Source organism: Peribacillus sp. TH16 (genome assembly GCF_016651095.1).
In the GTDB taxonomy this organism is placed as follows: Bacteria; Bacillota; Bacilli; order Bacillales; family DSM-1321; genus Peribacillus; species Peribacillus butanolivorans.
Window position 1 is genome coordinate 1904880 of the sequence record NZ_JAEKEM010000009.1, and the last position, 26798, is coordinate 1931677.

Here is a 26798-nt window from a genome sequence, read left to right on the forward strand (position 1 = left end):
TTATGCCTATCAGAAATGTTTTTACATCATACCTTTAAGCATCCCGTTCCAATACATAACGGGAAGCAAGTTTTTCTTCAATACATACATACTGAACCTCTCACGGGATTGATCGATAGGAAAGGTTTCTTGAGGCTGTAAATCATAATTGAATTCAGCCAGTATAAGCCGCCCGTATCCAGTAACAAGTGGACATGATGTATAGCCGTCATATTTATGAACCATTTGTTTGGCACGCATCCGATGAAGTAAATTTTTCACAAGCACGGGCGCTTGTTTGCGAATTGCAGCCCCTGTTTTTGAAGTAGGCAAGTTTGTGCAATCCCCTATGCCAAATATATTGTCAAAGTGTTCATGCTGCAGCGTATATTTATCTACATTCAGCCAACCATTACTAGCTGCGAGGGAACTATTCTTGATAAAATCAGGGGCGCTCATCGGTGGTACCACATGAATCATGTCATATTGCATATCCACACACTCTTTTGTGTTCAGATTTTCAAATGTCGCTCGTTTCTTGTCACCATCAATTTCAATGAGATGATGCATAAAACATGTCTCGATTTCTTTCCGTTCAATTATTTTATTTAGTGCCTGTTCATATTTTTTTACATTGAAAATGGATGGGCTACCTGAAACAAAAATAACCGAAGATTGCGAGCGAACTCCTGATTTTCTGAAATAATCTTCTGCCAAATACATAATTTTTTGAGGAGCTCCACCGCATTTTACCGGCGTGTTCGGATTGGTAAAAATGGAAGTCCCCCCCTTGAAGTTTCTGATCGCCTCCCAAGTGCTATCAACATAATCATAAGAGTAATTACTACATACCCCATTCTTTCCAATACTCTCTTTTAACCCCTTGATTTCATGCCAGTTAATTTGAATCCCGGCAGCGACAACTAGATATTCGTAGTGCAGTTTCTTTCCGGATGCTGTTACAACAGCATTTTCATCTGGCTGAAATGTGGTTATCGCATCCTGTACCCACACGGCTCCGCTCGGAATAACGGATGCTTCCTCCCTTTGTGTCACAGTTTTGTCAGCTTCGCCAGCTCCCACAAGTGTCCATAATGGCTGATAATAATGTTTCGTCGCAGGGTCAATGATGGCAATGTTTCCGCTCAGAGTGCGAGATTCACGCAGGAGACGGGCTGCAACCGTAATTCCGGCACTGCCCCCTCCTACAATCAAAACTTTGTAATGTGTTTCATTCTTCATATTTGCCATTCTAATCTCCTCATCTCAATTTTATTAAGTAGCTCACCAATCTAACGCTTCAGCATTAATGATTAGCATGTAAATGGCGACCAACATTACAACACCGGAAAATACATAATGGAGCGTACGCTGCTGTTTGCTTAAGCGCACTGCCAGCCAAGCCCCAACTGTTCCGCCGACAACTCCCCCTCCAACAAATGCGAACACAATCCACCAGTTTACAAGGCCAGATAAGGTATAGCTTATAGCTGTCATAAGCCCAAATGTGCCCACAGATACCAGAGAAGATCCAATTGCTGCAATCATTGGCATCCTTGTTACAAAAATTAAACCGGGAACAATCAAAAATCCGCCACCAATCCCGAAAAAACCGGATAACAGCCCCACTAGAATGGCCATGGTGATCAACAGTGGAAGCTTCACTTGATTTTGAAAATCATCTTCCTGACTCTTCGTTTTCTTTGGCATAACCATTTTTACAGCTATGACGATCATCAAAATGGCAAAAAGAAATAACAACTGTTTACCAGGTACCAACTTTCCGATAATCGATCCCGTATAAGCACCTATTGCACCAGGTAGGGCAAAAGTAATCGCCGATTTCCATTGCACATGGCCGGCTCGTGCGTATGGAATAAGGTTTGCATAGGCATTTATAGCCACGGCTGACGCTGACGTGCCAATTACCACATGCGGATCTTTCATACCAACAACGTAAAGCAAAAGTGGAACAGCAAGTATTGATCCACCTCCGCCGAGCAAACCAAGTACGAATCCGACAATAGTTCCTGAAAAAATGGAGAGGAGCACTTGAATAGTTGTCATTCTTTCCTGAGACTCTTACCAACAAAGCTGAGTAGTTGGTGATTCATCTCTCCCTCCTTTCTCTATTTACTCACTATTTATATAAGCAAAAACCATGCCAACTATTTTCTCCTGTAAAACCGCTTGTTTTGCACACTGAACTCTTTGGAAATTCCCAATTTTGCTATCAATATATAAAAAAAGCCTTTATCATCAAGTTTAAATTCTTCCTAGGACTAGGAACTATTTTTGCATCTGTGATAAACTCTTCAAGCTATTTCTATAAAGTGTTTTAACTAACATATCTGATACCAAAAATTTTTTTAGATTTCGTATAACTGAAATAGCGTACAGGAACTTGTTAATGTGTTAGAAATGAGATAATTCACCTTTTGACATACAGATTAGAGCTATCATTCTACGTGTCATAAAGTATGCTTTTTGACAGTAGCTACAACATTGAAAAAAACCTTACATTTGTTTAAAAACGTTAATCATGCTATTCCATTAAAGGGCCATTTAATGGAATAAGACTCTCAAACAAAACTGGATATTTATGTGACATTGTTAAGAAATGCACTTAAACTAACGGGCAGATTATCGACATAAGTTCCCTGTAACTTTCAAGCCAGGTCTGCTTGACATGACACCAATTAATGTCCTACTATAAATCGGACACCAATCGGAGTCTCTTTATAATCCGAAAGTAAGGGGAGGGTGATTTTGACCCATACAAAAAAAATGAGGGATGTGTATGTTGCCCTTGCCGACCCGACCCGACCCGACTCGACGTGAACTGATGGCAGACGTAGAAGAATTACCTCTTCACGTCCGCCTTAACCGATTCAAGCAAGCTTGCCAAGTGGGTCATATGATTCAAGGTTGATGAATATTCAAGTAAAGCCAAAAAGTGACAGAAAGAATTGGAGAAATTGAGAATGATCATTCTTGACGGTCAGCTGATTGAAAAATTGAAGAGGAGTGTTCCTTGATGACAAATAGTAGAATGAATCCTAAGGTTGATGAATTTTTAAGTAAAGCTAACAAGTGGAAGGAAGAATATGAGAAGTTGAGAAATATCGTTCTTGACTGTGAGCTGACCGAAGAATTTAAGTGGATGCATCCTTGTTACACGTTTGAGAAAAAAAACATTGTTTTAATACATGGATTTAAAGAATATTGTGCGCTTCTGTTTCACAAAGGTGCCTTGTTACAGGATACCCATGGGATTCTAATCCAACAAACGGAGAATGTACAGGCGGCGCGCCAGATTCGGTTCACCAATGTTCAAGAAATAGTTGAAATGGAAACCATCTTGAAAGCCTATATTTATGAAGCCATTGAAGTTGAAAAAGCCGGTTTGGAAGTGAATTTTAAGAAGACGACAGAATTCATAATTCCTGAAGAATTTCAAAATAAATTCGATGAAATCCCTGCCTTGAAAACTGCTTTTGAAGCATTGACGCCGGGACGGCAAAGAGCATACATTCGTTATTTTTCTGAACCCAAACAATCCAAAACTCGAGTGTCAAGGGTTGAAAAATGTATGCAGCAAATTCTCAATGGAAAGGGATTAAATGATTAGGGCACTTATATACTTGATGATAGGAGAATAAAACTAATGCTATTATGGAAAATAAAGAAAATGACAGGACACCAATTAGTGTCATATAATAAAGGCACCAATTGGTGTCTAATTTAAAGGGGGGGTGATTTTGAACGATAAAAATCAAGAGCGTGATGTTTATGGAGCCATCGCTGACCCAACAAGACGTAAATTACTTCGTTTGTTGGCAGATGCAGAAGAGTTACCTCTTCACGAATTAACCGCTCAATTTCAAATGGGTCGTACTGCTGTTTCTAAACATTTGGCTATCCTTAAAGAAGCTGGTCTAGTTGCCGACCGTAAAGTTGGTAGAGAAACAAGGTATCGGCTGAATGCTGCTCCGTTAAGAGAAATTGAGGATTGGGTATCGTTTTACAGGAAATTCTGGAATGAAAGAATATTGCTTTTAAACCAAATATTACAGGAGGAACAAAAAATGAATTTAACAGTATCACAAGATTTTAATTTTAAGAGCCCGATCAATAAGGTGTGGAACGCATTAACAGATTCGGATACTCTTGCAAAATGGATAATGGAAAATAACTTTAAACCAATCGTAGGACATAAAAGTCAATTCCGAAATGAGCAGTGGAATTTAATTGTAGATTGTGAAGTATTAGTAGTGGAAGAGCCTTATAAGTTATCTTACACATGGGTAGGTGGTCCGATAAACACTATAGTCACATGGACATTGAAACAAGAGGATGGAACAACCTACTTACATCTTGAACAAACAGGATTCGAAAAAGAAGATCAAGCGTTCAATGGTGCGAAACATGGTTGGGCGAAAATGGGCGAAGAACTAAAAAAAGTGTTAGAGGAAATGTAAGACCAAACCTCTGAACCTGTTTTTTTTTAAGCTAAAAACGTAGAGGAAAAAGCAAACGGCTCAGTATAGGACTGATGCGTTTGCTTTTTTAGTAAAAATATTGATACAAAACACATTACAAATTCAGATGCAATTTTGATTACAATTTCGGATTTTGCAATAGGATATGGAACCCGTCCTCTTTTATGAAAATGGATTTCAAGAAAAGACAATATAATAGGGGAACCGTCAGGCAAATGCGGATTTACAACGCTAAGCCGATTGTCCTGACGAATGTGAAGAGTTGTAAGGAACTACCCAGTAATGGTATTTCATTTTTAAATCAATGATTAAAGGAAGGGATCAAAGGATGAAAACAAAAGAAAAATGATTGCTTATTGGACGGTCACATTACTACTCGCAGCAGCTATTATGTTAAGTGGTATCGGGCAACTGATGCAATATGGGGGAAACGTCGAGTTAGTGACGAATCTTGGTTACCCATTATACATCTTGACCATTCTCGGGATTTGGAAAGTGCTTGGAGTCATCGCTCTCGTTGTGCCAGGTTTTCCTCGGCTTAAAGAATGGGCTCACGCTGGTATCTTCTTTTTAATGACTGATGCGGCTTTATCTCATGCGTTTGCTAACGATTATGGTGATTACGGGTTTCATATTATCCTTCCGCTTTCATATGCTGCACTCAATATCGCTTCATGGGCGTTGAGACCACAAAGCCGCATCTTCTACACCAATAAACGAGGCATTGAGCCAAATTGTTAATCAAATCTCCCAAACAAGAAATTAAAGTTTTATATAAAAGAACTAGGAGGCTTTATTTTCAAAAGAATGCGAAATAATGTATGTGAACTAAGGGCGCAATTGTTGAATAATTAAATCCCAATTTCTCATTTATATCACTGAGAGATTGGGATTTTTAATGCTGGAATATCCTTAATGTTGTAAATCCGCGTATTGCTGGCGGTACCCCCATTGCCATCAAGTTAAAGTTTTGTAGTACCCCCAGAACGAAATTTTTACCACTCTACAGTTATTTATGAGAATTAAATTCATTTTTTTCATTACTAGGGAACAAACATTTTTTTAACGTGATGGAGATAGGGTACAATACCAAATGGAATATCGCGTCCGGTAATCATACCTGCTAACCAGCCGATAATACCTCCAATAATGACCATAAAAAGGACATTTTTCTTCCTCCTTTGAATTTTTAAAAGAATAATCGTTTAAGTCTTCAAGCATTTTTTAATATATTGCTTTTATGAAGCTTATTTATTTTGCCGTTATATTTCCCTCCGTATTAAAAATTATTATCCGACCTAGAAAGACGAATAAAAGATGGAAATAAAAGAATTATTTTTAGAATAACAAGGTACTTTTTTGTTAGTAGCCAACACGAGCTAACCCCCACATATTGATTACAAATAGTTATTATAGTGATTAAAATACAGCGTTTTTTTCGATATTTGCCTAGCTTGATGGGCATGTGGTAGGACACCCGTAAGATCAGAAACAGCAATTATTGAAATAAAATTAATTTCGTTTATTCCCCGTGAAAACTAGGGCAGTATCCTTAGCGATGATATAAAGTTCTTTTTTTATGAATATTTCCGGAAATCCAGCAGATAGTACTAGGGTATAAACTTTTAAAGGAGTGACTAACATGAAATACACATTTTTAACAAGCGCCTTGATTGCTCTATTCCTAACGGGCTGCGGGGTAAGTGATAATAATGATAATGGAAAAAATGTAGGAATGAATACTCGAAGCGATAAAAATAATGCCATGGACAATACCTTGAATGTAAATGACAGAAACAGGGACAACGATTACAATACCAGGCAATTAAGCAATGATGACAATGATAATAAAATGCGCGTGGCTGATGAAGTAGCAAATCGGCTAGAGGACATGGAGGGTGTAGACGGTGCCTCTGTCATTATTACAGATAATAACGCATATGTCGCCGTGAATCTGACAAATGACAAGAACCTGACAAATGACTTAGAAAAGAGAATTGTTGATCATGTAAAAAAACATGATGAAAGTGTAGACAACGTTTATGTCTCTGCGAATCCTGACTTTGTTAAAAGTATGAATGATTATGCCAACGATATTCAAAATGGAAAGCCGATTGGCGGACTATTTAATGAGTTTGGTGATATGGTACAAAGAATGTTCCCGGATGCCAAATAAAAGAGCTTAAAACCTCTGTTTATAATCGACTTGAGCTCATATTGCTTAGGTTCACTATCGGATCAAGATATTGATAAAACGAGGAAGCATTTTGATGTATTTCGTTTAGACCTGCGGTAGGCTTTATGGCCAAAAAGAGGTGCTACCTATTGTTACAGGTAGCACCTTCTCATACTTCTTCAATCCCTAAAAGGGGTACCTTTAGCAAAACGCGGATTTACAACGTTAAGGAATTTCCACTATTAAAAATCCCAATCTTTCAGTGATATAAATGAGAAATTGGGATTTAATTATTCAACAATCGTGCCCTTTAACAGAAGACTCGATTTCAAGATAATCTTAACAGAATTAATATCGATCTTCAGTTACTGCCCCCGTATATGTCCTAGTGACAGGGTTCTTACATAGACCGCAAAGCACCATGATGTCAATGATTTTCCTAATTCGAATGCTCTTCTTTTATGATTTAAATGTAATGAATTATAGTATTTCTATATAACCTTCTGTTCCATTTACTCGAATACGTTGCCCATCTTTTATCAGCTTGGTGGCATTTTCAACACCGACAACGGCAGGTAAGCCATATTCACGTGCGATGACTGCTCCATGGGTCATCAGTCCGCCAACTTCGGTGACAAGTCCTTTTATGGATACAAACAATGGTGTCCAGCTAGGATCGGTGAAGGTTGTAACCAGTATATCTCCATCTTCTAGATCTGCATCTTCCATTTTTAAGATGACGCGTGCTCTGCCCTCTATAACTCCGGAAGAAACCGGTAGACCTACAATAGCTTCGGCTGTGAGATTTTCTCGTTTGTACTCCCCAACAATGATTTCACCATCAGACGTGATAACACGTGGTGGAGTTAGTTTTTCATATAATTTGTACTCGTCTTTTCGTTTGCTGATGATTTGGTAATCTAGTTTATTTGTGCGTACGACTTCGTGAAGTTCTTCAAAAGTGAGATAGTATATATCTTCTTTTTCATGAATAACGCCCGCTTGTACGAGTTGTTCGGCTTCTTTCAGTAAAGCCTGCTTATAAACGAAGTAGCGATTAACCATGCCGTATTTTGGATATTCCCGATAACCGATGAAATTCCGGATTAGGTCGATCATTCGTTTTGTTTCTTTGGCTTTTTGCTCACCATCCGGTAATTGCTTCAATCGATCTAATAACTCTTGTTCTTTTTTCAAAGCTTCCTGTCGCCCTTGCTCAAATTTCCGATTGCTAGCATTAGGCTCAAAGTTTTTGATATTACTAAGAATCACAGGGACAAGTGTAGTTGGTTTTTCGCTCCAACGAGTTTTAGTAATATCGATTTCTCCGGTACATCGCATTCCGTATTTGCTGAGATAATCATAGATAGCGTCTTGGGTTTCCTGTCCACCATCAAACTTAACCAGTTCATCCAAAAAGTTATCATCTTTTACATGTTGTAAATAATCAATTACTTCTGGATAAGGACGAATCACATCTGCGACATCCAATAGCGCCAGACCCATTTCCGAAGTAATATTGTTTGGTACAGATTGAGAAAGGGTGTCGGCTGCGTTTTTTTCACCTAACCACTCGTTCATATTTTCATTGATCCATGATGAAGCATCTATAGCAGCCATAAACACAGCTGAACTTTGTGGGTCAAATAAAATCTTCTTTAATATCTGGATATCTTCCAGAATAAAATCAAATAAATCCGATCCTAATTTCGTTTGGATGTTTTGTTTTAACTCTTCTATCGATGTTTGACTACTCTTAATCAAATCAGAAACGATTGTCGGGTCGTTTTCGATTTGTGCCTTAGAATCCGCAGACGACACACTTTTATTGCTTTTACCGGAACTCTGTTCTTGCTTATCATTTGGTAAAGATTTTATGAGATCTCCTCGCTCTATTATGGTCATAAGTGCGTCTCTCATGAGCGGATCGTGTTGTCCCATGGCATCTAATAACATTTTTCTGCTGTCAGGTGAAGCCAGCATATGTGTGACATCAACAAACAACCTTCCACCAGCTTTACGCATGGGTGCATTAGTCGTTAACAGGAAAAAAGACAATCCCAGTGGTTTCATGGGATCGGTCATCATTTGTTGATGACCGACAGATACATAAACATGATTTTCTTGATCATTCGCTTCAGGGATCGGGTATAAAGTAGTGATTGGCCGACTCTGGACAATATAAAATGTATCATCAACCAAACACCATTCGATATCTTGTGGGTAACCAAAATAAGCTTCGATCTGTCTTCCTGTGCGTGTTAGTTGTAAAATTTGTTGTTCAGTAAGTGTTTGAGTCTTTTGCTGATCAGGATCAATCTGCTTGGTCTCTGTTCCGCCTTCTTTAAGTCCATAGATAGCCAATTTTTTGGTTGCTATCATCTTATCGACGATTTCCTCTTCCTGTACTTTATAACAATCGGCAGATACCAAGCCGGAGACAAGGGCCTCTCCTAGTCCAAAGCTAGCATCGATCGATAGTAGCTTTCGATTGGAAGTAATTGGATCAGCAGTAAATAAAATCCCTGAAGCCTGTGGGAAAATCATCCGTTGAATGATAACTGATAGGTAAACTTGGCTGTGATCAAATCCGTTTTGGATTCGGTAAATTACTGCGCGATCAGTAAATAGGGAAGCCCAACATTTACTGATATGCTGTAAGATTGCTTCTTTTCCGATGATATTTAAATAGGTATCTTGTTGACCGGCAAAAGAGGCGTGTGGTAAATCTTCAGCAGTTGCACTGGAACGCACTGCATAAGCATGTTCATCGCCAAACTGGGAGAGATAGTGAGCAACAGCCTTCACTACATCGGAAGGAATCTCTACTTCCATAATGATTTTCCGAATCTTCCTGCTGATTTCACCAATTTGATCTCGATCCTCTACTTTTAGCAGTGTTAGTTGATCCAACAATGCGTAGAATGCTTCATTTTGTTCGAGGGCTTTTTGATAAGCTTCTGTCGTAACACAAAATCCTTCTGGCACTTGTATTCCATGAATCTTCGATAGTTCCCCTAAATTAGACCCTTTTCCTCCGGCGAGCAAAAGTTGCGTTTTATCGATCTCCCGAAACTCTAGTACATATGGTTTCATTTCTTTCCCTCCCATTTATCTCTCAATACCAAGACGAATCATATTACAAAAATTGTTCATCTGATCAACCAATTACGCTGTCCACTCGTTCCTACTCCTGGCGAAGTTCCATGTTCCCTTAAAAAAATAAAAATAGTGGTTGACTGAAAAGGATTTTATGATGTATAATTAAAATAGGGATAGTTTATACAAAAATACATAATTGATATATCTATATAAATTTACCACAGTTTCTCATTTTTATCAATGTATTTACACGACATAATTGTTGCAAATTCAAAGGAAGAAAAACCCCATTTTACAAGACAAATGACTCACAAATAATTTTGAATTTTAGGTCGTGATTTTCATTTGATAACTACGACTTCTTTTTGTTTTCCTGTGTTGCAAATATACAATACACGCAAACCTCCAAGAAATTCACCAATTACTTTTATGACTGTAGCTTTGAAACAAAGTTTGATCAAATTAATACAAGAAACCTAAATGAATAAATAGAAAGGGCATGTTTTGAAAAAAGATTAATCAAAACATGCCCTTATACTATTTAATTGGATCAATCTTTTATAAAAAAGATTGATCATTTTTGAGATCCTTAATGAACTAACGCACCTGTTAGTTCATTAAGAAAAGTGATTCTTATTAAAGAATCGCGCCCTTTAATTGAATAACTAAAATCTGACTTCACTTATAAAATCACTTAATTCTTACTACAGATTCGTACCTGCTAATAATACGATATTAAACTGTAAGACTCTAAAAACAAAAGCACTGACTACACACTGCTTTTGTTTACGTATGATATATCTTGTTCTTATGAGTATTTCTTGAAAGATTCTATTATTAGTAATTCGCATAAATCTTCATAACTTATTTGATTAGCATGGGCTTCTTTAGGTAATAAACTAGTTTGCGTCATACCAGGTAGAGAATTTGCTTCAATACAATAAATTACATTATCCTGATCAACAATAAAGTCAATTCTAGAATAGACTTTTAATCCTAATAAATTATGTACTTTTAACGCCGTGTTTTGTAATTCTTCAGCTAGACTATTTGGAATATTTGCAGGAGATATTTCTTCACTTGCACCTTCTTGATACTTACTTTGGTAATCGAAGAAACCTTTCTTAGGAATAATTTCTATAACAGGTATAGCAGCATTTCCAATTATACCCACAGAAAACTCTCTACCATCTATTTTTTCTTCAATTAGAATAGTATTTGAAATATCCTTTATTTCTTCTAATGCTTTATGAAGTTCATCAGAATTATTAAGAATTATCACTCCTATACTAGAACCGTTGTCATTTGGCTTGAAAACTACTGGATAATTAATTTCTGGTAATTCTTTATCGAAATCATAAATATCCCATTTCGGCGTTTTTATCCCATTAAAAGCCATTAATTCTTTTGAAATTATTTTATTCATCGCTAATAGACTGCCCTCATAGGGACTACCAGTATATTGAATACCGTATATATCGAATAAGGCCTGTAATTGTCCATTTTCACCAATTCCACCATGAAGAGCAAGGAAGCAAATATCGGCATCTTGACAAATTTCTAACACATTAGGACCAATTAAAGACTTTTGATTATTTTGCTGTTTTCGTAATACTTCCAAATTAGGTTTTTCTTTAGGCACATTATAAGTATATGTTTCTTTTCTATATTTTTTATAAGCTGATTCAAAATCAGAAACATCTTGTAAACCTTTATAAATATCTAGTAATAATACATCATGATTTTTTGAAACTAAAGCATTAGAAATTTGAGCACCAGAAGCAAGAGAAACATCCCTTTCATCACTTAATCCGCCAGCTAATACAACTATTCTCATTTTTTACCTCCTATGACGATTATTTACTATTAATTAAATAGTTTCACCTCATTCATTATATATTAAGAATGGAAATGGAAAAAGTTTCATAAACACTTATGTCTTATTTCGGATAAACTTTGCACCAGTCCTTCACTAAACTGCTAGTTACTTTAAGTACAATTCTTCACTAAACTGCTAGTTACTTTAAGTACAATTCTTCACAACCCCTATATACTTCAACATAATTATCCATTTATTTTAAAAGTGAGTTACTCAACTAAATGGCCCTTTAATGGAATAACATGACTGACGTTTTTAAACGACTTTATTGTAAATTAAACAACTTTAATGTCACTTAACAGTATTCCTTATGGAACTATCCTGCCCCGTTAGTTGCATAAAAAAAGAGCTGTATAAACAAACAGCTCAAAGATTTTCTACTAAAGCACCCGGTAGTTGAAGAACGATTTTTTAGAAATCAATAGAATTAGCTATTTGAACTAGTATTTCGGGTGTTACCTTATCAGAAACTTTTTTATCAATACCGAACATATATTCCCAATCATCTCTTTCAAACACTAACAGATTATAACCCTTAAATGGTTTTTCCATATACTTTGCAACACTTCCGTTATCTAGCTTGAAGGTTTTTGAAACATACTTGTCACTAAATCTTATTTGATGCATAATTGGTCGAACATCAATTTTAAAATGATTTTCAGCTATTTGGTCACTTATAAATTTATCTTCAAAAGCATCATTTATCTGGCTAATTCCTCAAAAGATTCAGGAGTATCGTTTGTATTACCATAAACTTGTCCATCATTTGTTCTAAAAAATAAATACCTATATAGTTCCTTATATTGCCGAATTTGTTTGAGATAACATGATTGTTTAGGTGACTGTCATCCTTTTTACTCTTCTTCCACCTTAAATTTAAAATCCTGGTCTACTAGCTGATCGAGAAGAGCTTGGAAAACACAGCGCCTATCTCCGTCTTGAAAACGTTCTTTTCGTTTGACTTGGTAGCCGCGCTATTGGCAAGACCAACAAAGTGGAAGGCATTTGAGTTTTATTATGAAAAAATGATGATGGAGTAAATGAAAAAACTAATCCCGGATTTCAGGACTAGTCTTTGGAGTAATTTATTTATTCTTCATTTGTTGCGATTACACGTGGTTCCGTCGTACTATTTGATGCATCAGTATCAATAACTGGATTTCGCTCTTTGCCTTTATTTGTTGTGATTACATGTGGTTCTGTCGTACTATTTGATGCATCAGTATCAATAACTGGATTTCGCTCTTTGCCTTTATTTGTTGTGATTACATGTGGTTCTGTCATACTATTTGATGCATCAGTATCAATAACTGGATTTCGCTCTTTGCCTTTATTTGTTGCGATTACATGTGGTTCTGTCGTACTATTTGATGCATCAGTAACAATCACTGCATTTCGTTCTTTGCCTTCTTTCAGTGTTGGTGGCTCTTGGCCAGTTGCCGCAAAGACGGTCATCCCTCCAATGACTAATGTACATGCAAATACTGTTCCTAAAACCGACTTTTTCTTTAAGGTCATAATGGACACTATCCTTTCTTCAATCCCGTTTTTACTAAAATGGTTACAAAGCGGCGTAACCGTATAGGTTTCATCTGCCATATTGATGAGAGATAGTGCATATGCTGACTTTGCCTTATCTCCAAACTGTCTAATAACCCTTTCGTCGCAAGACAATTCAATGTCTCTGTTTACTAAAAAATACATAAGCCAAACTAATGGATTAAACCAATGCAAAGCTACCATAATCGTTAAAATTACTTTCCACAAAACGTCAAAGCGTTTAATATGAATTAATTCATGCGTGAGAATAAACTGAATATTTGCAGCGTCTTCCCAATTTGTTGATTTCGGCAATAAGATGACTGGTTTAAAGATTCCATATGTTAACGGGGTTGTAATTCTATCTGATACTGCAATTTGAATCGTTCTTTTTAACTTATGATCGTTTAGCCATTGATCGAGATACTCATTATTCTTCACTGGAATGGCTGTTTGAAATTCTTTATATAATCTAACATAGGCCACTATAAAGAATAGCAAAACCCCTATACCCCCACATGCCCAAAGGTACTGAACGAAATCGCTTGTCATCACAAGCAAAAGCTGATCATAGAACGTACTTGATGTTTGTGCAATTTCGATTGTATTGTGCATACTTTCCGAATCATTTGAGTGAGTGAGCGTAACAAATAAGTTTTTCAGCATAGGCTGTATGCTCAACTTTGAATAAAAAGAGTAGGGGATGAGTAGTTTAAATGCAACGATTCCCCAAAGAATTAAAAATGTTTGCTTTGGCACTTTATTTCTTACTAACATCCTCATCAATAGCACAATGATGAGGAGGAGAGATGCGTCTACACCCATGTTGAGAATACTCATATCATAATTCCTCACTCAAAATCTTTAACAATTTGCTTTAATTTATCGATCTCACTCGCGGACATTTTTTTCTTGTCTAGTAAGGATGCGAATAGTAAAGATTTAGAACCATTAAATATTTTATCAATCAATTCCGTCGTTTCTTGTTCTTGTATCTGTTCTTTTCTGATGATTGGATGACAGATAAAGTTAGGTTCAATTCTTTCAATGGCCTCTTTTTTTATACATTTTTTTATGACTGTATAGGTGGTATTTTTATTCCAACCTATTCGTTCGTTTAACATTTGTGTGAGCTGTTTAGCTGTCAAATCGCCTTCTTCCCATAAAATATTCATGACTTGTAATTCCGAATCAAACAATTTAACTTGCATACGCGCATGCTCCTTTTCTTTAGTGGACTATTGCAATAGTTTGCCACACACCAATACTACCGCGATAGTCTGTAGTTGTCAAGACTATTGAGATAGTCCGTTAGAGAGAATCCATTTTAAGGGCATAATTATACGGATAAATTAACCTTTGGATACTGTGTCTAAACCCATTTAAAATTCAATAAAAGCTTAGTAAAGTCTTCTTCGATGATGACTCTTTTAATTTGCCTCGGCTTCACTTCACAGGTGACATCAATCTGAATTTTAAGTGCAGGTTCTAAAGCAAATCTGAATTCAATGTAACCTAGCACTCCATGATTCTACACCTTGCTGACCACTAATAATAACCCATTCTAACCCTTCATCAATAAGTGTACGTAGACGGTCTTCAAGCGCTTTTTTCACGATAGCGCCAGGATGCTTGTCATTGATAATCCCTAGTTCGTGTGGTTTATAGCCAGTGATAATAATTCGCTGTAGCAACAAAACGCCCCATAAGCTGTATATTATGTAGTACTAATATACAGTAAGGGGCAGGTGAAAACGAATTCCAATAGGTTGTATAGTTGTACCCAAGTAAGGTTAAATGTTAATTAAAATGCAAATAGTGTTAAGACTACAGCTACAGCAGCACATAGGCCTAAAAACCACCATGTATCTGTAAAGTCCTCTTTGGAGTCACTATTCATGTAAAGTACTTCCGTTCTGTTTTATCTTAATCTGTCCGTTCCAAGACCAATTTGTCCAAATTCGAAGTTTCGTTTCAAATGGTCCTCGATTCTTTAAATAAGCAAGGCTGAAAATACATTGCAAACTGTAAAGAATTATTAGATAAATCCCATAAACAAGTTGCTTTTAAATTCCAGTCAAGCGACACTACCTCAACATCTTTAAGTGAGCCGATTATAGATAAATCTTCTACTCTCATTTCATATATATACAGCATTTTCGGATTGACTAGTCTCAATATAGTATTGATTTCATTTTGGTTTACTGTGTAAATCGCACCCGGTAGTTAAGTAACTTTATTTGACTTTCTGTTTAAACACTCGTCCCGAAATGGCGAATCGGGTTTTCAGCCTTGCGGCATTTTGCTCATATCCATATACAACGCGTTCCACCGATGACCGTCCGGATCGGCAAAACCGCAGCCGTACATCCAGCCACCCTTCTCGCCCGGCTTGCTGAATACAGTGCCGCCGGCACGTTCGGCTTTCAAGGCGAACTCATCAACTTCATCCCTGGAGTTCGCCCCCAGAGAGAATAACACTTCAGTGCCCTGCCACGAATCCGCAACCGCATTACCAACAAAACCGCGGAACGCGGATTCCGGGAAGAGCATCAAAACAACCTGATTGTCGCCGACGATCAAGCTAAATGAGCCGTCTTGACTCGCATACTGCTCATTCAACCGAAAACCGAGCTGGGTATAAAACGCCTTTGCCCGTTCTGGTTCTCGCACTGGCAGGTTCAACCATAATTCTCTCGACATACCTAACAACCTCCTGATATAGAGATGCAGTAATCACTCACCCCTATATAATTTCAATGCTTATTATAATCTTTCCTTCTTGTTTGGAAAAAATCCTTATGCAACTATCCTGCCCCGATAGTTGCATAAGAAAAAACTGCCTTAAAGACAGCTCTGATCTTCAGCTAACGCCAAAAAAGCGATTCTCAAGAAGAACGTCAACCAAAAGTTCATTTTCAATAGATGGCTTTTCTGTTCCGATATATGGTGTAGTGATAATAAGATAAGAATTGTCTATCTGGTCAGCAATTCTTATTGCTCCATATTTACCCTTTGGTAAATTCACAGCAAAAACATCTCCATTTGTTACTATGTTTTTAGCCTTTTCTTTAGCCATTTTGAATCCTCCTATGGAATAGATACAACCTTAATATTTAATTATAATAGACGATTTTCATCTTCAACTAAACTTCCCCTTTAGTGCCATAAGAAAAGGAGCTGCTGATCAGCTCCTGGTAATGAAGTAAAGTACCTGTTAGTTCTATAAAAAAAGCGATTCTTATTAAAGAATCGCACCCTTTTTTGAATAAATAATTTAGTTTTTTTGTAGATTCATAAGGGTGACTTGAAAATTTAATAAATTTCAAGTAAACCATCCTTATGACGACAAAAGAAAGAACCCCTTTTAGTATTGAATAGATTCATAAATTAATCGAAAATTGGAGAACAATCTAACATAATAAAGGGAGACCTTTTCAAGACTCAATACCCATAACTTCTCATGTTCTACATTTTTACCGTCACCTTAAATAGTGAATTTCACGTTTATTAAAGGATAATTATATGTTCCTGTTGCATCCTCCATTTCATCTGTGTTGATCAACAAGAATGGGATTACCATCAGGATCTTCAATTGTAAAGCTTGCAGGCCCTTCGGTTGTTTCATCTGCTTCAGACAGTATTTTAATTCCATTTTCTTTAAGCTGATTTTGAATGTCTCGAATGTCCGTAAACGAATTGAGATTTTCGGCATTTTCATTCCATCCTGGATTAAAAGTTAGAATGTTCTTTTCAAACATTCCTTGGAATAGTCCAATTATGCAACTTTCATTTTTCATAATGAGCCAATTTTGGGTAATATCCCCTCCGAAGACTTGAAATCCTAAATTTTCGTAAAATGATTTTGATTTGTTAATGTCTTTTACACTTAAACTTACAGAGAATGCGCCTAGTTTCATAATTCCTCCATTTAAAAAATTAATAATTCAGAAAGTTCGCTGCGTAAATTAAGTATACATCATTACTTTGAAGAACACATTTCAGTTTGTCCAATTTTTATAAAGTAAAACCAAAGCCCAGTTAATATTCCATTAAATGGCCCAATTGTTGAACAAAGGTCAAACAGCACTCTTCAACTAATCTGCCACTTTAGTGAAATCCACTTTTATTCCCCCTAAAATAAAAATAGTGCCAACTTCTCATTAATAGAAATCGGCACTTCGTTTATTCGCTATACATTATCGTGTCGCTTTAGGCGGTTGGCACACGTCACATTTACGTTGGTTATTATTTTTAAATTTCGTAAATGTTTTTTCAAAGTTGCTACCACATGTACATTTAAATAGTAACTTTTGAGAAAAACCGTGATATTCAGTCGTTAGCAACTTACTTTCCGAATTGTTCTCAACAAAATCTTTAATTTTACCAATCGTCCATTGTTTATTCATTCTCTTACACCTCCATATTTTATCGCTATGCGGAGGCTTTTCTTGGCATCCGTTCAATTATAGGTAAAAATAGTAATTATCTTAAGTTATCCATTATAACATGAGCTGGCACTCAATTAAACAGATGGAAGATATCTTATTAAACTCCCTCCTAATAAGTCCAAGTAGATTTATAATTTTTTCTTTATGTTTATTACATATAAAAAAACAGATCATCTACTTAGAATTGATCTGTTGGACAAGTTAAGGAGTATCCGAATGAAAATTCATATCGAGGTTCAATTATTTGCAAATTAGGGAAAATAATTATTTAAATAATAAAATACTGCGATAAAAAATGTTACAATATATTTGTTAATAATAGGAAAAACACATTAGACTGCTCAGGAGGTTTTTTTTGAAATTTTCATTAGGAAAGAATAAGGTTCTAGCCATGCTTCTAGCTTTATCTGTAGTCATTATTGGATGTTCTAATAGTGAGGTTACAGTGACAGAAGATATGGATCAATTCATTACAGATACAATAATAGAAGAAGGTAAAGCTTCTGTCAGTTCGACTGATAAACAATTCGAAGCTCACAATATTTTTGGGACCGAGGAAAAAGATGGTTTAACCAACATTTATCTTCACACTGTTTATGAGGGATATGATAAAGTAACTGGAGGCGAAATTAAAGCAGGGTTTTCTTATCCTGTACTGATTAAATTAGCAAAAGAGAAAAATGTATACGTAGTAAAAGAGTACAGGGTTCCAGAAGATGGAGCAGAATATACAAAATCAATTGAAGAGATGTTTCCTAAAAAATATGCCAAAAAAGCAATCAACAACAAACAAGGTACTGTTCATAAATTGGAAAAAGAGATCCAAAAAGAGGTTGATAATTGGCTAAATAGTACAAAGTGACGAAATTAATATTTTTCTCATATAACTCCTCCTAATTTTTAATACAAAGTTAATTATACATACATTAATTTCAAAAAATATATAAAAAAGTTAAATATTGATTAAATGTACAATACTTTGTAAAGCTTTGTTGTAACACAATAGTTTTTGGGCTTTTTCTGATTTCGAATCAAGGTTCGGCAGCTGAAAAACAAAGGGATGATTATACCTTTGGAGAAGTAGAAAATATTATAGTTGAGCATTTGAAAGCAAACGGGTGCTCATTTCCCTCGTTGGAGATAAGGATTATCACCCGCTAAATCTTGCATGCTAGTAAGCCGTAGCCCACCGCTATGGCTTTTTTTTGGTCGTACTTTCTGACTTTCTCATCACCCATTACAAACAAAGTACATGCATAATAAATTCCCGTTTGGTATGCCCGTACTGCCACTCAAACGTAGTCTCCTCTATCCTCGTCGTAGTATCTTTTTATATACTCGATGGAGTCTTTCCTTGGATGTTTAGCTACATAATCCGGCTCCTGAAGGATGTCAGGTCAAAGAGGTATTCATTAGACACGAAATAAAACATATACTGAATGATACTTATGATCAGATTAGAAAGGAGAAATCAGCTTTGACAAAATATCGGATCATGACCTTTGATGGAGGCGGCACCTTAGGGGCTTTAAGTTTACAACTTTTGAACAGACTGGCTCAGCAAAATCCAAAATTAATTAGTCGAACCAATGTTTTTTCGGGAAATTCAATCGGTTCATTCACTGCCCTTGCGTTAGCAAGTGGAAGATCGCCGAAGGAGACACTCCAGTTTTTTAAGGATAAAATCCTGCCGGCATTCAGCGTTTCCCGACCAGGTGGACCTGTTTATAACCAACAATTACCATATTCTGGTTTCATTAAAGCGGTACAAACATTTTTCCCACCAGATCTTCTCCTCAAAGACTTAAAAAGACGAATTGTTGTCCCTGCATTTCATTTATTCTCACCGGAGCTGAATCGTTGGACTCCTGTGTTATTCCACAACTTTCCTGGCTCTCCCTATTTAAATGAGAAAGCGAGTGATGTAATACTACGGAGCAGTGGTGCTCCCGCGACGCAACGAGCCTATCAAAACTACGTGGATGGGTATACAGTAGCAACTAACCCCAGTACAGCCAGTATCGCGTTTGCAGTGGGGAAAGCCAAACAGCCGTTGGATCAAATTGCGGTATTATCCATTGGAACAGGTGAAGAGCCGACTCAATTAAGAAGAGATACAAAGGGGTGGGGGATGGTGAGTGCAGATAACATACGCCCCGAAAATATGAAGAACCTTCCCCCAAATTGGGGAGTTCTTTTGGACCGATCGCCCAATGAACCCTTACTGCCATTTCTTCAAATAATCGCTAGTGGATCCGGTTACTATGAATCCATGGTCAGTTCTCAGCTTCTAGGAAATCGTTTTTTTCGGTTAAATCCACGGATCCCTAATTTATCCAAAACGGACCCTTCTGTGGTTCCCACTGTCATTTCAATTGCTAACAAAACAAATTTACAATCTGCAATTCAATTTATAGAGAAAAACTGGAATTAATAAAATTATCCCATAAATCTGATTGAATTTTTTTCATTTTAAGAATTTGGATTTTTTATAAGAAAACAGCCAGAACCTGGCTGTTCAGTTTGTAGACAAAAGGGGTTCGGAATGTTTTAATTCCGGACCCCTTTTGAAATTCCCTTTGAATTTTGCTCAAGATTAAGAGATTGGGCCTCTACGAGCCCACTTTATTAAGCCATTCTTGGACCTTGCCATGTCCAATTGGCTATCTTCTTTAAATTCATGGCAGCGAAAGTAAGCATCGCCTGCATCGACAATTTTTTAAGTCCCCTTAAAGTAGTCCAACGCATACCATGCTTTTCTTTTGCATCTGCGAATACACGCTCTATTGTTTCTTTACGTTTCGCATATATAGGTTTTACATCCTTGTGATGACGCAGATGATCTGCTTCTTCCATATAATTTTGCCAGATATGGCGTGTCACCACTTTTTGATGATCTTTGCTTACTGTACACTGTGATAAAAATGAGCATGTCGCACAAGTGTGTTTGGGTGATTTGTACTCGCGATAGCCCTCTTTATTTGTTGTTGAGTACTTTAAAATCTCGCCCGATGGGCAGAGATAACAATCAAAATGTTCATCGTAAACATAGTCATGCTTGCGAAAGAACCCTTCTTTTGTTCGTGGACATGTATAGGGTAAAGCTGGTGTGATTTCTTTCCCAAAAAGGTAGCTTGTAATGGCTGGTGTTTTGTAAGCTGCATCTGCGGCAACAGCTTCAGGTTTTCCAACTTTCTCAATCACTTGTTCAACAAGAGGCTCTAAGATATGACTATTATGCGTATTTCCCGGTGTTACAATCGTCCCCAGCACAAAACCGTTGCGGTCCGCAGCCGCATGAAATGAATAGGCAAACTGTTTTGTTCGTTCATCTTTTACATAGTAGCCACTCTCAGGATCAGTTGTACTTTCTTTAATTTCTTTGGTTTCTTCTTTATCAAATTTATCCGGTGGAAAAGGCTTCTTTCCATTGTTTTCACGATCTTGATTTATTTCTTCTTGAAGGCGTCCTTGATATGCTCGTGTTTCCTTACGAACGATTTTCTTTTCGAATTTCCGCTTATTCGCACTGGCTTTCACATGTGTTGAATCAACGAATACGTGCTCTGCACTTATTAACTTTCTTTCTGAAGCTGTCATTAAGATACGATAAAAAATCCGTTCAAACAGGTCTGTATCTTTAAAGCGACGCTCATAATTTTTCCCGAACGTTGAGAAGTGAGGTACTTTATCATGGAAACCGTAACCTGAAAACCAACGGTAAGCCATATTCGTTTCAACTTCTTCAATCGTTTTACGCATCGAACGAATACCGAAGGTATATTGAATGAATGTCAATTTAACTAAAATAACTGGATCAATACTTGGGCGCCCTATCTCTGAATACATATCTTTCACCAAGTCATAAATGAAAGTGAAGTCAATGGCTCCCTCAATTTTACGAACCAAATGGTTCGCTGGCACCAGTTGATCCAAAGTAATCATTTCAAGTTGATCTCGCTGAATAGAATTATGTTTCGAAAGCATCGTCATCACCTCAAGTTTTAGTACTTCTATATTAAAACAAAAAGGACTGTAGGCAAAAGTGGTTATATCTAATTGTTAAAACAAAGTTGATTGGAACGGAAGGTGCGAGACTCCTGCGGGAAATGCGTGTCCAAGGGAGACCCCACAGGCGCAAAGGCGCCGAGGAGGCTCCCTGACCGCCCGCGGAAAGCGAGTGCTTGGAGTGGAAATCAACGTCGAATTTTTACAACCCCTCAAAAAACTGTAGACAAACTCGATTTTCATCGAGTTTGTCTACAGTCTGAACAGCCAGAACCTGGCTGTTTTTATTTATTTATTTATTTATTTATTTATTCAGTTCTTCTTCAACTAATCTGCCCTGTTAGTGCCATAAGAAAAAGGCTGCCTCAGCAACCTTCCTTAGGTGCCCCCTGTATATCTGATCATTACATTAAAATATATATTTTTCCTTAATATTCTGCATTGAGTTATGAAGTCCTTCTTGAATAAACCTGCCCTTTAGCTCCATGAGAAAAGAGCTGATCGTCACAGCTCTTTAAAGAACAAACGCACCAGTTAGTTTAACAAGAAAAAGTTAGGCACTTCTATTTCACGTAATGTTTTTTGAAATCTAGTTTAAGTATAAACCCTCACAATCTAATAGAGTAATGTAGGACCCCTAGTGTACGAATAACAATGACATCCTTTTAAAGTAGATTACTTTAAATAGGGTGATTTTTTATGCAAATGTGAATAAGGTATGCAATTTTACATGTTTTTGGAACTTAATTGTGGTCTCAAGTACAAATTTCTTCTCATTTGATAAAGGATTTCTTAAGGCTTGTGTCACCACAAAAGAAGGTCGTTTACTAATTATGAGAAAATGGCATATTTTTTGCTTTGTTTTATTTGTAGAAACTAAAACAGAAATAAAGGGGGTTGTTATATGTCAGATTCAAAAGGGATGAAGAGGTCGTTAACGCTTATTCCTGTCGTTCTATTTGGTTTTTCATTTATGGCGTTGGCCACTGTGTTTAGTACATATGGAATCGCGGCTCAATTATCTCATGGTATGGTTCCAGGATCCTACTTACTCGCTTTAGGTGTGATGTTCTTTACGGCATACAGTTATGGACAGATGGCAAAGGTTATACCTTCAGCAGGTTCTGCTTATGCGTACACCCAAAAATCAATCAATTCTTATGCTGGTTTTCTCGTAGGTTGGTCGATTTTAATGGATTATTTATTCATTCCAATGGTCAACTACTTATTATTTAGCATTTTCTTCTCGGCAGCTTTTCCATCTATACCGGCATATGTTTGGGTATTAAGTTTACTGTTGATTGTGACAGTGATTAATGTGATAGGTGTAAAAATAGCGACAAAAGCAAATGCTCTCCTTACAATTTTAGCCATTCTTTTCATCGCTATATTTATCGGATTATCCATCCGTGAAATTACCGGTGGCACAGGAACGGGTACACTTTGGAGTTTTGATTCTTTTTATAATACGAATGAGCACTTTTCTTTCATAGTCGCAGGAGCAGCACTTCTTTGTTTCTCATTTCTTGGGTTTGATTCTGCTACAGCATTTGCTGAAGAGACGATTCAACCTGAAAAAACCATTCCCCGCGCAATCTATATCATCATGTTTACAGGAGGAATTCTATTTATAGCCGTTTCATATTTTGCACATAACGTATGGCCTTTATATGATACGTTCAGTAATGCGGATGCAGCAGCTAATGAAATTATTACATTAGTTGGCGGAAAAACATTTGCTACTCTCTTCTTAGCTGTCTATGGGTTCACCGCCTTTGGATCTGCAATGTCTTCTCAAGCAAGTGCATCACGTGTCCTCTATGCAATGGGGCGTGATGGACAATTACCGAAGCGATTCTTCGGAACTCTTCATAAAAAATATAACACTCCTGTTAATAACATTCTTGTAATTAGTGGGTTTTCACTACTTGCATTAGTTTTAAGTTTGACATTAGTTGCTTCATTTATAAATTTCGGAGCCTTCCTTGCCTTCACTTGTGTTAATCTCTCTGTAATTTTTTATTACTTTATCAAGAACAAACAGCGATCTTTCAAAGGAACCATTCTATATTTAATCATCCCACTTATTGGAGCCGTTCTTGATTTATGGTTACTTGTGAACTTAGATATTCACTCAAAAGTACTTGGAGGGATTTGGTTTGTGCTTGGGTTTGTGTACATGCTGGTATTAACAAAAGGATTTAAAGAGTCACCACCAGAAATAAACCTATCAGGTGAACATACTTAAAAATAAAGGGGAAATTATCATGATAAAAGAAGATACAATAATCAAAAGTAATAGCATTTTTATAGGATTAGGTGAACAGCCAGAGTTAATTTGGCATAGAACTTGCACTTTTTAAATAAAACAAGTGGCATGCGAAAATAAGATTTTACTCTATAAGGAGAGGTTACAATGCCGATCATAGCAGATATTGTTATTAGTGGGAATGCAGTTTTAACTGGGTCAACAGACTCTCCCGTTCCAGCGTCTATATTAATCAAGGAAAATAAAATTATAGAAGTTTTAGAATTAGGTTGTTTTGCTGAATATGTAGATAGTCAGACGAAGATTTACCATTTTGGTGATCAACTGATTATGCCGGGTTTCCATGACTTCCATATCCATTTGTTGTTAGGAGGTTTATTGAATGATAGCGTTCGGCTCAATTCAGCGAAATCGGCAAAAGATGCCGCTGAGATGGTTAAAGCATACGCAGACACCAAAATAGATGACCCCTTTGTCATAGGGTGTAGCTGGGAACAAAGCCTTTGGGAGGATGGGCAGCCGCATCGATCCTTCTTGGACGAAGTAATTTCGGACAGACCGGTACTGTTATATCAGGCTGAATTTCATAGTGCATGGGTGAATTCCAAAGCGTTGGAATTGGCAGGAATCGATAAAAATACGAAAAATCCTCCATACGGCGAGATTGTTAGGGATGAAAATGGGGAGCCTACAGGATTATTACTTGAGCACGCTGTAGGTTTTGTCACGAAAGCATTACCTATTAATCTTGAAATGCAAGAGAAGTTACTCAATAATTTTTTACGTGAAGCAGCTAAATACGGAGTTACTTCTGTTCATGATTTATTAAGGATCCCAGAAATGGGTGTGGAAGAAGCTGAATTGTATGGTGAATATGAAAAACAAGGTAAGTTAACTGCAAGAATTCATTTTGTTGCTCCCTTAAACGGAGATTTGGGACTGGCAAAAAGTTTACGTGAGAAATATACATCCAATTTGGTTCAATTCTGTGGCTTCAAGCAGTTTGTCGATGGAGTCACCACCAGTCATACTGCCTATTTGCTAGATGAATATGCAAACAATCCAACGACAAAGGGGAATACAGTTTTTCCTGAGGAGACGATTAAAAATTGGACAGTAGAAGCTGATGAAGAAGGATTTCGGGTTCGCTTCCATTGTATTGGGGATGGAGCGGTTAAATTAGCTTTGGATTCTTTTGAAGCAGCACAGCGGAAAAATGGGGTGAGAGATTCCCGTCATGTAATAGAGCATGTAGAAATGATTCATCCTGATGACATTGAAAGGTTTAACAAACTAGGAGTACTTGCCTCTGTTCAGCCAGAACATATCAACGTTTCACAAAGGGAGGTGTACGAGGACTTAATCGGGCAAGAGCGAATGAAATATACCTTTTTACTAAAAACGATGATAGATAATGGCACAAATGTTGTATTTGGCACCGACTATCCAGTTGTAAAGTTGGAACCGTTGTCAGGGATTTATCGTGCTGTTACAAGGCTAGATGATGAAGGTGTAACATGGGATGAAAAGGAACGAATTTCATTAAAGGATGCGCTACTTGCTTATACTGCGGCTCCGGCATATGGGTCTTTCCGTGAAAAAGAACTAGGAACAATTGAGGCTGGAAAACTTGCAGATATTATTGTCCTTGACCGTAACTTATTTGATGTCCCATATGAGGAAATCAAAGATGCAAATGTTGTTTTTACCATGGTAGACGGTAGGGTTGTCCATGAAATTGTTGGGGAGGTATCCATATGAGCAAAGTGAAGATAGGATTAATTCAATTGACTTGTGATGAACGAATTGAAGTGAATGTAGAAAAAACAAAAGTGAAGGTCAGAGAAGCTGCAGCTCAAGGAGCAAAGGTTATTTGTTTACAGGAACTCTATCATTCTGAATACTTTGCTCAAACAGTTTCTGTAGAGAATTATCTATTAGCAATCCCTTTAGACCACGTAGCTATAAAGGAGATGCAGGAACTTTCCAAAGAGCTAGGAATCGTGTTAATCGTTCCTTTCTATGAATGGGTAGCAAAAGGGATTTATTTTAATAGTGCTGCAGTTTTTGATGAAAATGGACAACATTTAGGCACAACACGGAAAAACCATATCCCAGACGGGCCTCAATACCATGAAAAATATTACTTTACGCAAGGAAATACAGGGTATCCAGTGTACGATACGAAATTTGGGAAGATTGGAATCGGCATCTGCTGGGACGAGTGGTTTCCGGAGGTAGCCCGTATTTTGACATTGAAGGGAGCAGATATACTATTCTATCCCTCCGCAATTGGTTCGGAGCCGGATCATCCAGAGCTATCCACTAGAAGAACCTGGACCAAAGCCATCTCTTCACACGGCATTCACAATGGAGTATTTGTAGCTGCGGTTAACCGAGTCGGCCAAGAAAAAGATATGAGATTCTATGGTGGAAGTTTCATAAGCAATCCAATGGGGGATATTGTCCAATCATTAGATGAAGAGGAAGGAATCCTGGTCCAGGAAATCAATATAAAAGAAATCGAGTTTGCAAGAAATCTCCTACAATTTTTAAGGGATCGACGAACGGATACATACGGGCCGATTTTGGAACAATGTTAGGGGTACCTGTCCTATGTATAAGTACGTACTAATCATTTATAATTTTCTATTAGAAAATGTTGAATCCAATAAAACTAATTGGTAACTCTTTTGAAGTTAGCTCAAATAAACCGAATAAACGTTATGTAGATATAAGAGCATAATGCAACTCTTGCTATATTTCGTTCGGATTATGTATATGAGGAAACAAATAATAATCACGGATTGGGGTCCTACCAATTTATTGAATTAAAAAACAACATAATAAACTGAAGGGACTGCCTTATTTTATATAAGACAGTCCCTCTTCC

23 protein-coding genes and 2 pseudogenes are annotated in these 26798 nt (G+C 37.0%); 11 read left to right on the forward strand and 14 right to left on the reverse strand.

Annotated features, from left to right (window positions below):
• Positions 1-21 precede the first annotated feature (21 nt).
• Both JFV29_RS23205 and JFV29_RS23210 read right to left on the reverse strand, forming a co-directional pair.
• On the reverse strand, positions 22-1221 hold the full coding sequence (locus tag JFV29_RS23205; RefSeq protein ID WP_201188043.1) for an FAD/NAD(P)-binding oxidoreductase: 1200 nt from the start codon (positions 1219-1221) through the stop codon (positions 22-24).
• 42 nt (positions 1222-1263) lie between these two features.
• Positions 1264-2046 (reverse strand): sulfite exporter TauE/SafE family protein, encoded by a 783-nt coding sequence (locus JFV29_RS23210; protein WP_201186628.1) that lies wholly within the window; start codon positions 2044-2046, stop codon positions 1264-1266.
• A 970-nt stretch (positions 2047-3016) separates the two neighbouring features.
• On the opposite strand from JFV29_RS23210, the gene JFV29_RS23215 reads away from it, so the two are divergent.
• From JFV29_RS23215 to JFV29_RS23235, 5 genes and pseudogenes are all read left to right on the forward strand, one after another.
• On the forward strand, positions 3017-3610 hold the full coding sequence (locus tag JFV29_RS23215) for a YdeI/OmpD-associated family protein (protein ID WP_201186630.1): 594 nt from the start codon (positions 3017-3019) through the stop codon (positions 3608-3610).
• 130 nt (positions 3611-3740) lie between these two features.
• A pseudogene (locus JFV29_RS31265) lies at positions 3741-4067 on the forward strand (ArsR/SmtB family transcription factor); the annotation flags it as partial.
• Positions 4068-4460, forward strand: coding sequence for an SRPBCC family protein (locus tag JFV29_RS30755; RefSeq protein ID WP_242485487.1), 393 nt, complete (start codon positions 4068-4070; stop codon positions 4458-4460).
• Between the two features lie 366 nt (positions 4461-4826).
• Positions 4827-5222 (forward strand): DoxX family protein, encoded by a 396-nt coding sequence (locus JFV29_RS23225; RefSeq protein WP_201186634.1) that lies wholly within the window; start codon positions 4827-4829, stop codon positions 5220-5222.
• Between the two features lie 901 nt (positions 5223-6123).
• Positions 6124-6657, forward strand: coding sequence for a YhcN/YlaJ family sporulation lipoprotein (locus tag JFV29_RS23235; protein ID WP_201186636.1), 534 nt, complete (start codon positions 6124-6126; stop codon positions 6655-6657).
• Between the two features lie 480 nt (positions 6658-7137).
• Here the strand turns inward: JFV29_RS23235 and ppsA are convergent, their stop codons facing one another.
• The 3 genes from ppsA to JFV29_RS23250 all read right to left on the reverse strand — a co-directional run bounded on the left by ppsA (position 7138) and on the right by JFV29_RS23250 (position 12265).
• Positions 7138-9753 (reverse strand): phosphoenolpyruvate synthase, encoded by a 2616-nt coding sequence (gene ppsA, locus JFV29_RS23240; RefSeq protein ID WP_201186638.1) that lies wholly within the window; start codon positions 9751-9753, stop codon positions 7138-7140.
• Positions 9754-10567: 814 nt separating this feature from the next.
• Positions 10568-11596 (reverse strand): D-alanine--D-alanine ligase family protein, encoded by a 1029-nt coding sequence (locus tag JFV29_RS23245; RefSeq protein ID WP_201186640.1) that lies wholly within the window; start codon positions 11594-11596, stop codon positions 10568-10570.
• Between the two features lie 453 nt (positions 11597-12049).
• The gene (locus JFV29_RS23250) at positions 12050-12265 is read right to left on the reverse strand and encodes a hypothetical protein (RefSeq protein WP_201186643.1); all 216 of its coding nucleotides are present in this window, start codon (positions 12263-12265) and stop codon (positions 12050-12052) included.
• 284 nt (positions 12266-12549) lie between these two features.
• Here JFV29_RS23250 and JFV29_RS31270 point away from each other — a divergent pair, with 284 nt between their 5' ends.
• A complete protein-coding gene (locus JFV29_RS31270) occupies positions 12550-12678 on the forward strand; it encodes a hypothetical protein (RefSeq protein ID WP_274607077.1) in 129 nt (42 codons plus the stop codon).
• Between the two features lie 49 nt (positions 12679-12727).
• Here the strand turns inward: JFV29_RS31270 and JFV29_RS23255 are convergent, their stop codons facing one another.
• The 8 genes and pseudogenes from JFV29_RS23255 to JFV29_RS23285 all read right to left on the reverse strand — a co-directional run bounded on the left by JFV29_RS23255 (position 12728) and on the right by JFV29_RS23285 (position 17586).
• Positions 12728-14017, reverse strand: coding sequence for a M56 family metallopeptidase (locus JFV29_RS23255; RefSeq protein ID WP_201186644.1), 1290 nt, complete (start codon positions 14015-14017; stop codon positions 12728-12730).
• A gap of 11 nt (positions 14018-14028) precedes the next feature.
• Positions 14029-14388 (reverse strand): BlaI/MecI/CopY family transcriptional regulator, encoded by a 360-nt coding sequence (locus tag JFV29_RS23260; RefSeq protein WP_201186646.1) that lies wholly within the window; start codon positions 14386-14388, stop codon positions 14029-14031.
• A 300-nt stretch (positions 14389-14688) separates the two neighbouring features.
• Positions 14689-14871: pseudogene (locus JFV29_RS23265) on the reverse strand (SLOG family protein); the annotation flags it as partial.
• 280 nt (positions 14872-15151) lie between these two features.
• On the reverse strand, positions 15152-15334 hold the full coding sequence (locus JFV29_RS30035; protein ID WP_207205168.1) for a hypothetical protein: 183 nt from the start codon (positions 15332-15334) through the stop codon (positions 15152-15154).
• A 129-nt stretch (positions 15335-15463) separates the two neighbouring features.
• Positions 15464-15880: a VOC family protein gene (locus JFV29_RS23270; RefSeq protein ID WP_201186648.1), complete on the reverse strand. Its 417-nt coding sequence runs from the start codon at positions 15878-15880 to the stop codon at positions 15464-15466.
• A 160-nt stretch (positions 15881-16040) separates the two neighbouring features.
• Positions 16041-16256: a hypothetical protein gene (locus JFV29_RS23275; RefSeq protein ID WP_201186650.1), complete on the reverse strand. Its 216-nt coding sequence runs from the start codon at positions 16254-16256 to the stop codon at positions 16041-16043.
• 469 nt (positions 16257-16725) lie between these two features.
• Positions 16726-17097 (reverse strand): VOC family protein, encoded by a 372-nt coding sequence (locus JFV29_RS23280; protein ID WP_056529927.1) that lies wholly within the window; start codon positions 17095-17097, stop codon positions 16726-16728.
• Between the two features lie 279 nt (positions 17098-17376).
• Positions 17377-17586, reverse strand: coding sequence for a hypothetical protein (locus tag JFV29_RS23285; protein WP_201186653.1), 210 nt, complete (start codon positions 17584-17586; stop codon positions 17377-17379).
• A 397-nt stretch (positions 17587-17983) separates the two neighbouring features.
• Between JFV29_RS23285 and JFV29_RS23290 the strand changes: the two genes are divergently transcribed.
• Positions 17984-18490: a hypothetical protein gene (locus JFV29_RS23290; protein ID WP_201186654.1), complete on the forward strand. Its 507-nt coding sequence runs from the start codon at positions 17984-17986 to the stop codon at positions 18488-18490.
• A gap of 615 nt (positions 18491-19105) precedes the next feature.
• Positions 19106-20062, forward strand: a complete 957-nt coding sequence (locus tag JFV29_RS23295) for a patatin-like phospholipase family protein (RefSeq protein ID WP_201186656.1) — start codon at positions 19106-19108, stop codon at positions 20060-20062.
• Positions 20063-20256: 194 nt separating this feature from the next.
• Here JFV29_RS23295 and JFV29_RS23300 read toward each other — a convergent pair whose 3' ends face one another.
• Entirely contained in the window at positions 20257-21615 is a 1359-nt protein-coding gene (locus JFV29_RS23300) for an IS1182 family transposase (protein WP_201186660.1), read from the reverse strand.
• Between the two features lie 925 nt (positions 21616-22540).
• Here JFV29_RS23300 and JFV29_RS23305 point away from each other — a divergent pair.
• From JFV29_RS23305 to JFV29_RS23315, 3 genes are all read left to right on the forward strand, one after another.
• Positions 22541-23884, forward strand: coding sequence for an APC family permease (locus JFV29_RS23305; RefSeq protein WP_201186663.1), 1344 nt, complete (start codon positions 22541-22543; stop codon positions 23882-23884).
• A gap of 168 nt (positions 23885-24052) precedes the next feature.
• Positions 24053-25666, forward strand: a complete 1614-nt coding sequence (locus tag JFV29_RS23310) for an amidohydrolase (RefSeq protein WP_201186664.1) — start codon at positions 24053-24055, stop codon at positions 25664-25666.
• A complete protein-coding gene (locus JFV29_RS23315; protein ID WP_201186665.1) occupies positions 25663-26508 on the forward strand; it encodes a carbon-nitrogen hydrolase in 846 nt (281 codons plus the stop codon). Before JFV29_RS23310 ends, JFV29_RS23315 begins: the two co-directional genes overlap by 4 nt.
• Positions 26509-26798: the final 290 nt, after the last annotated feature.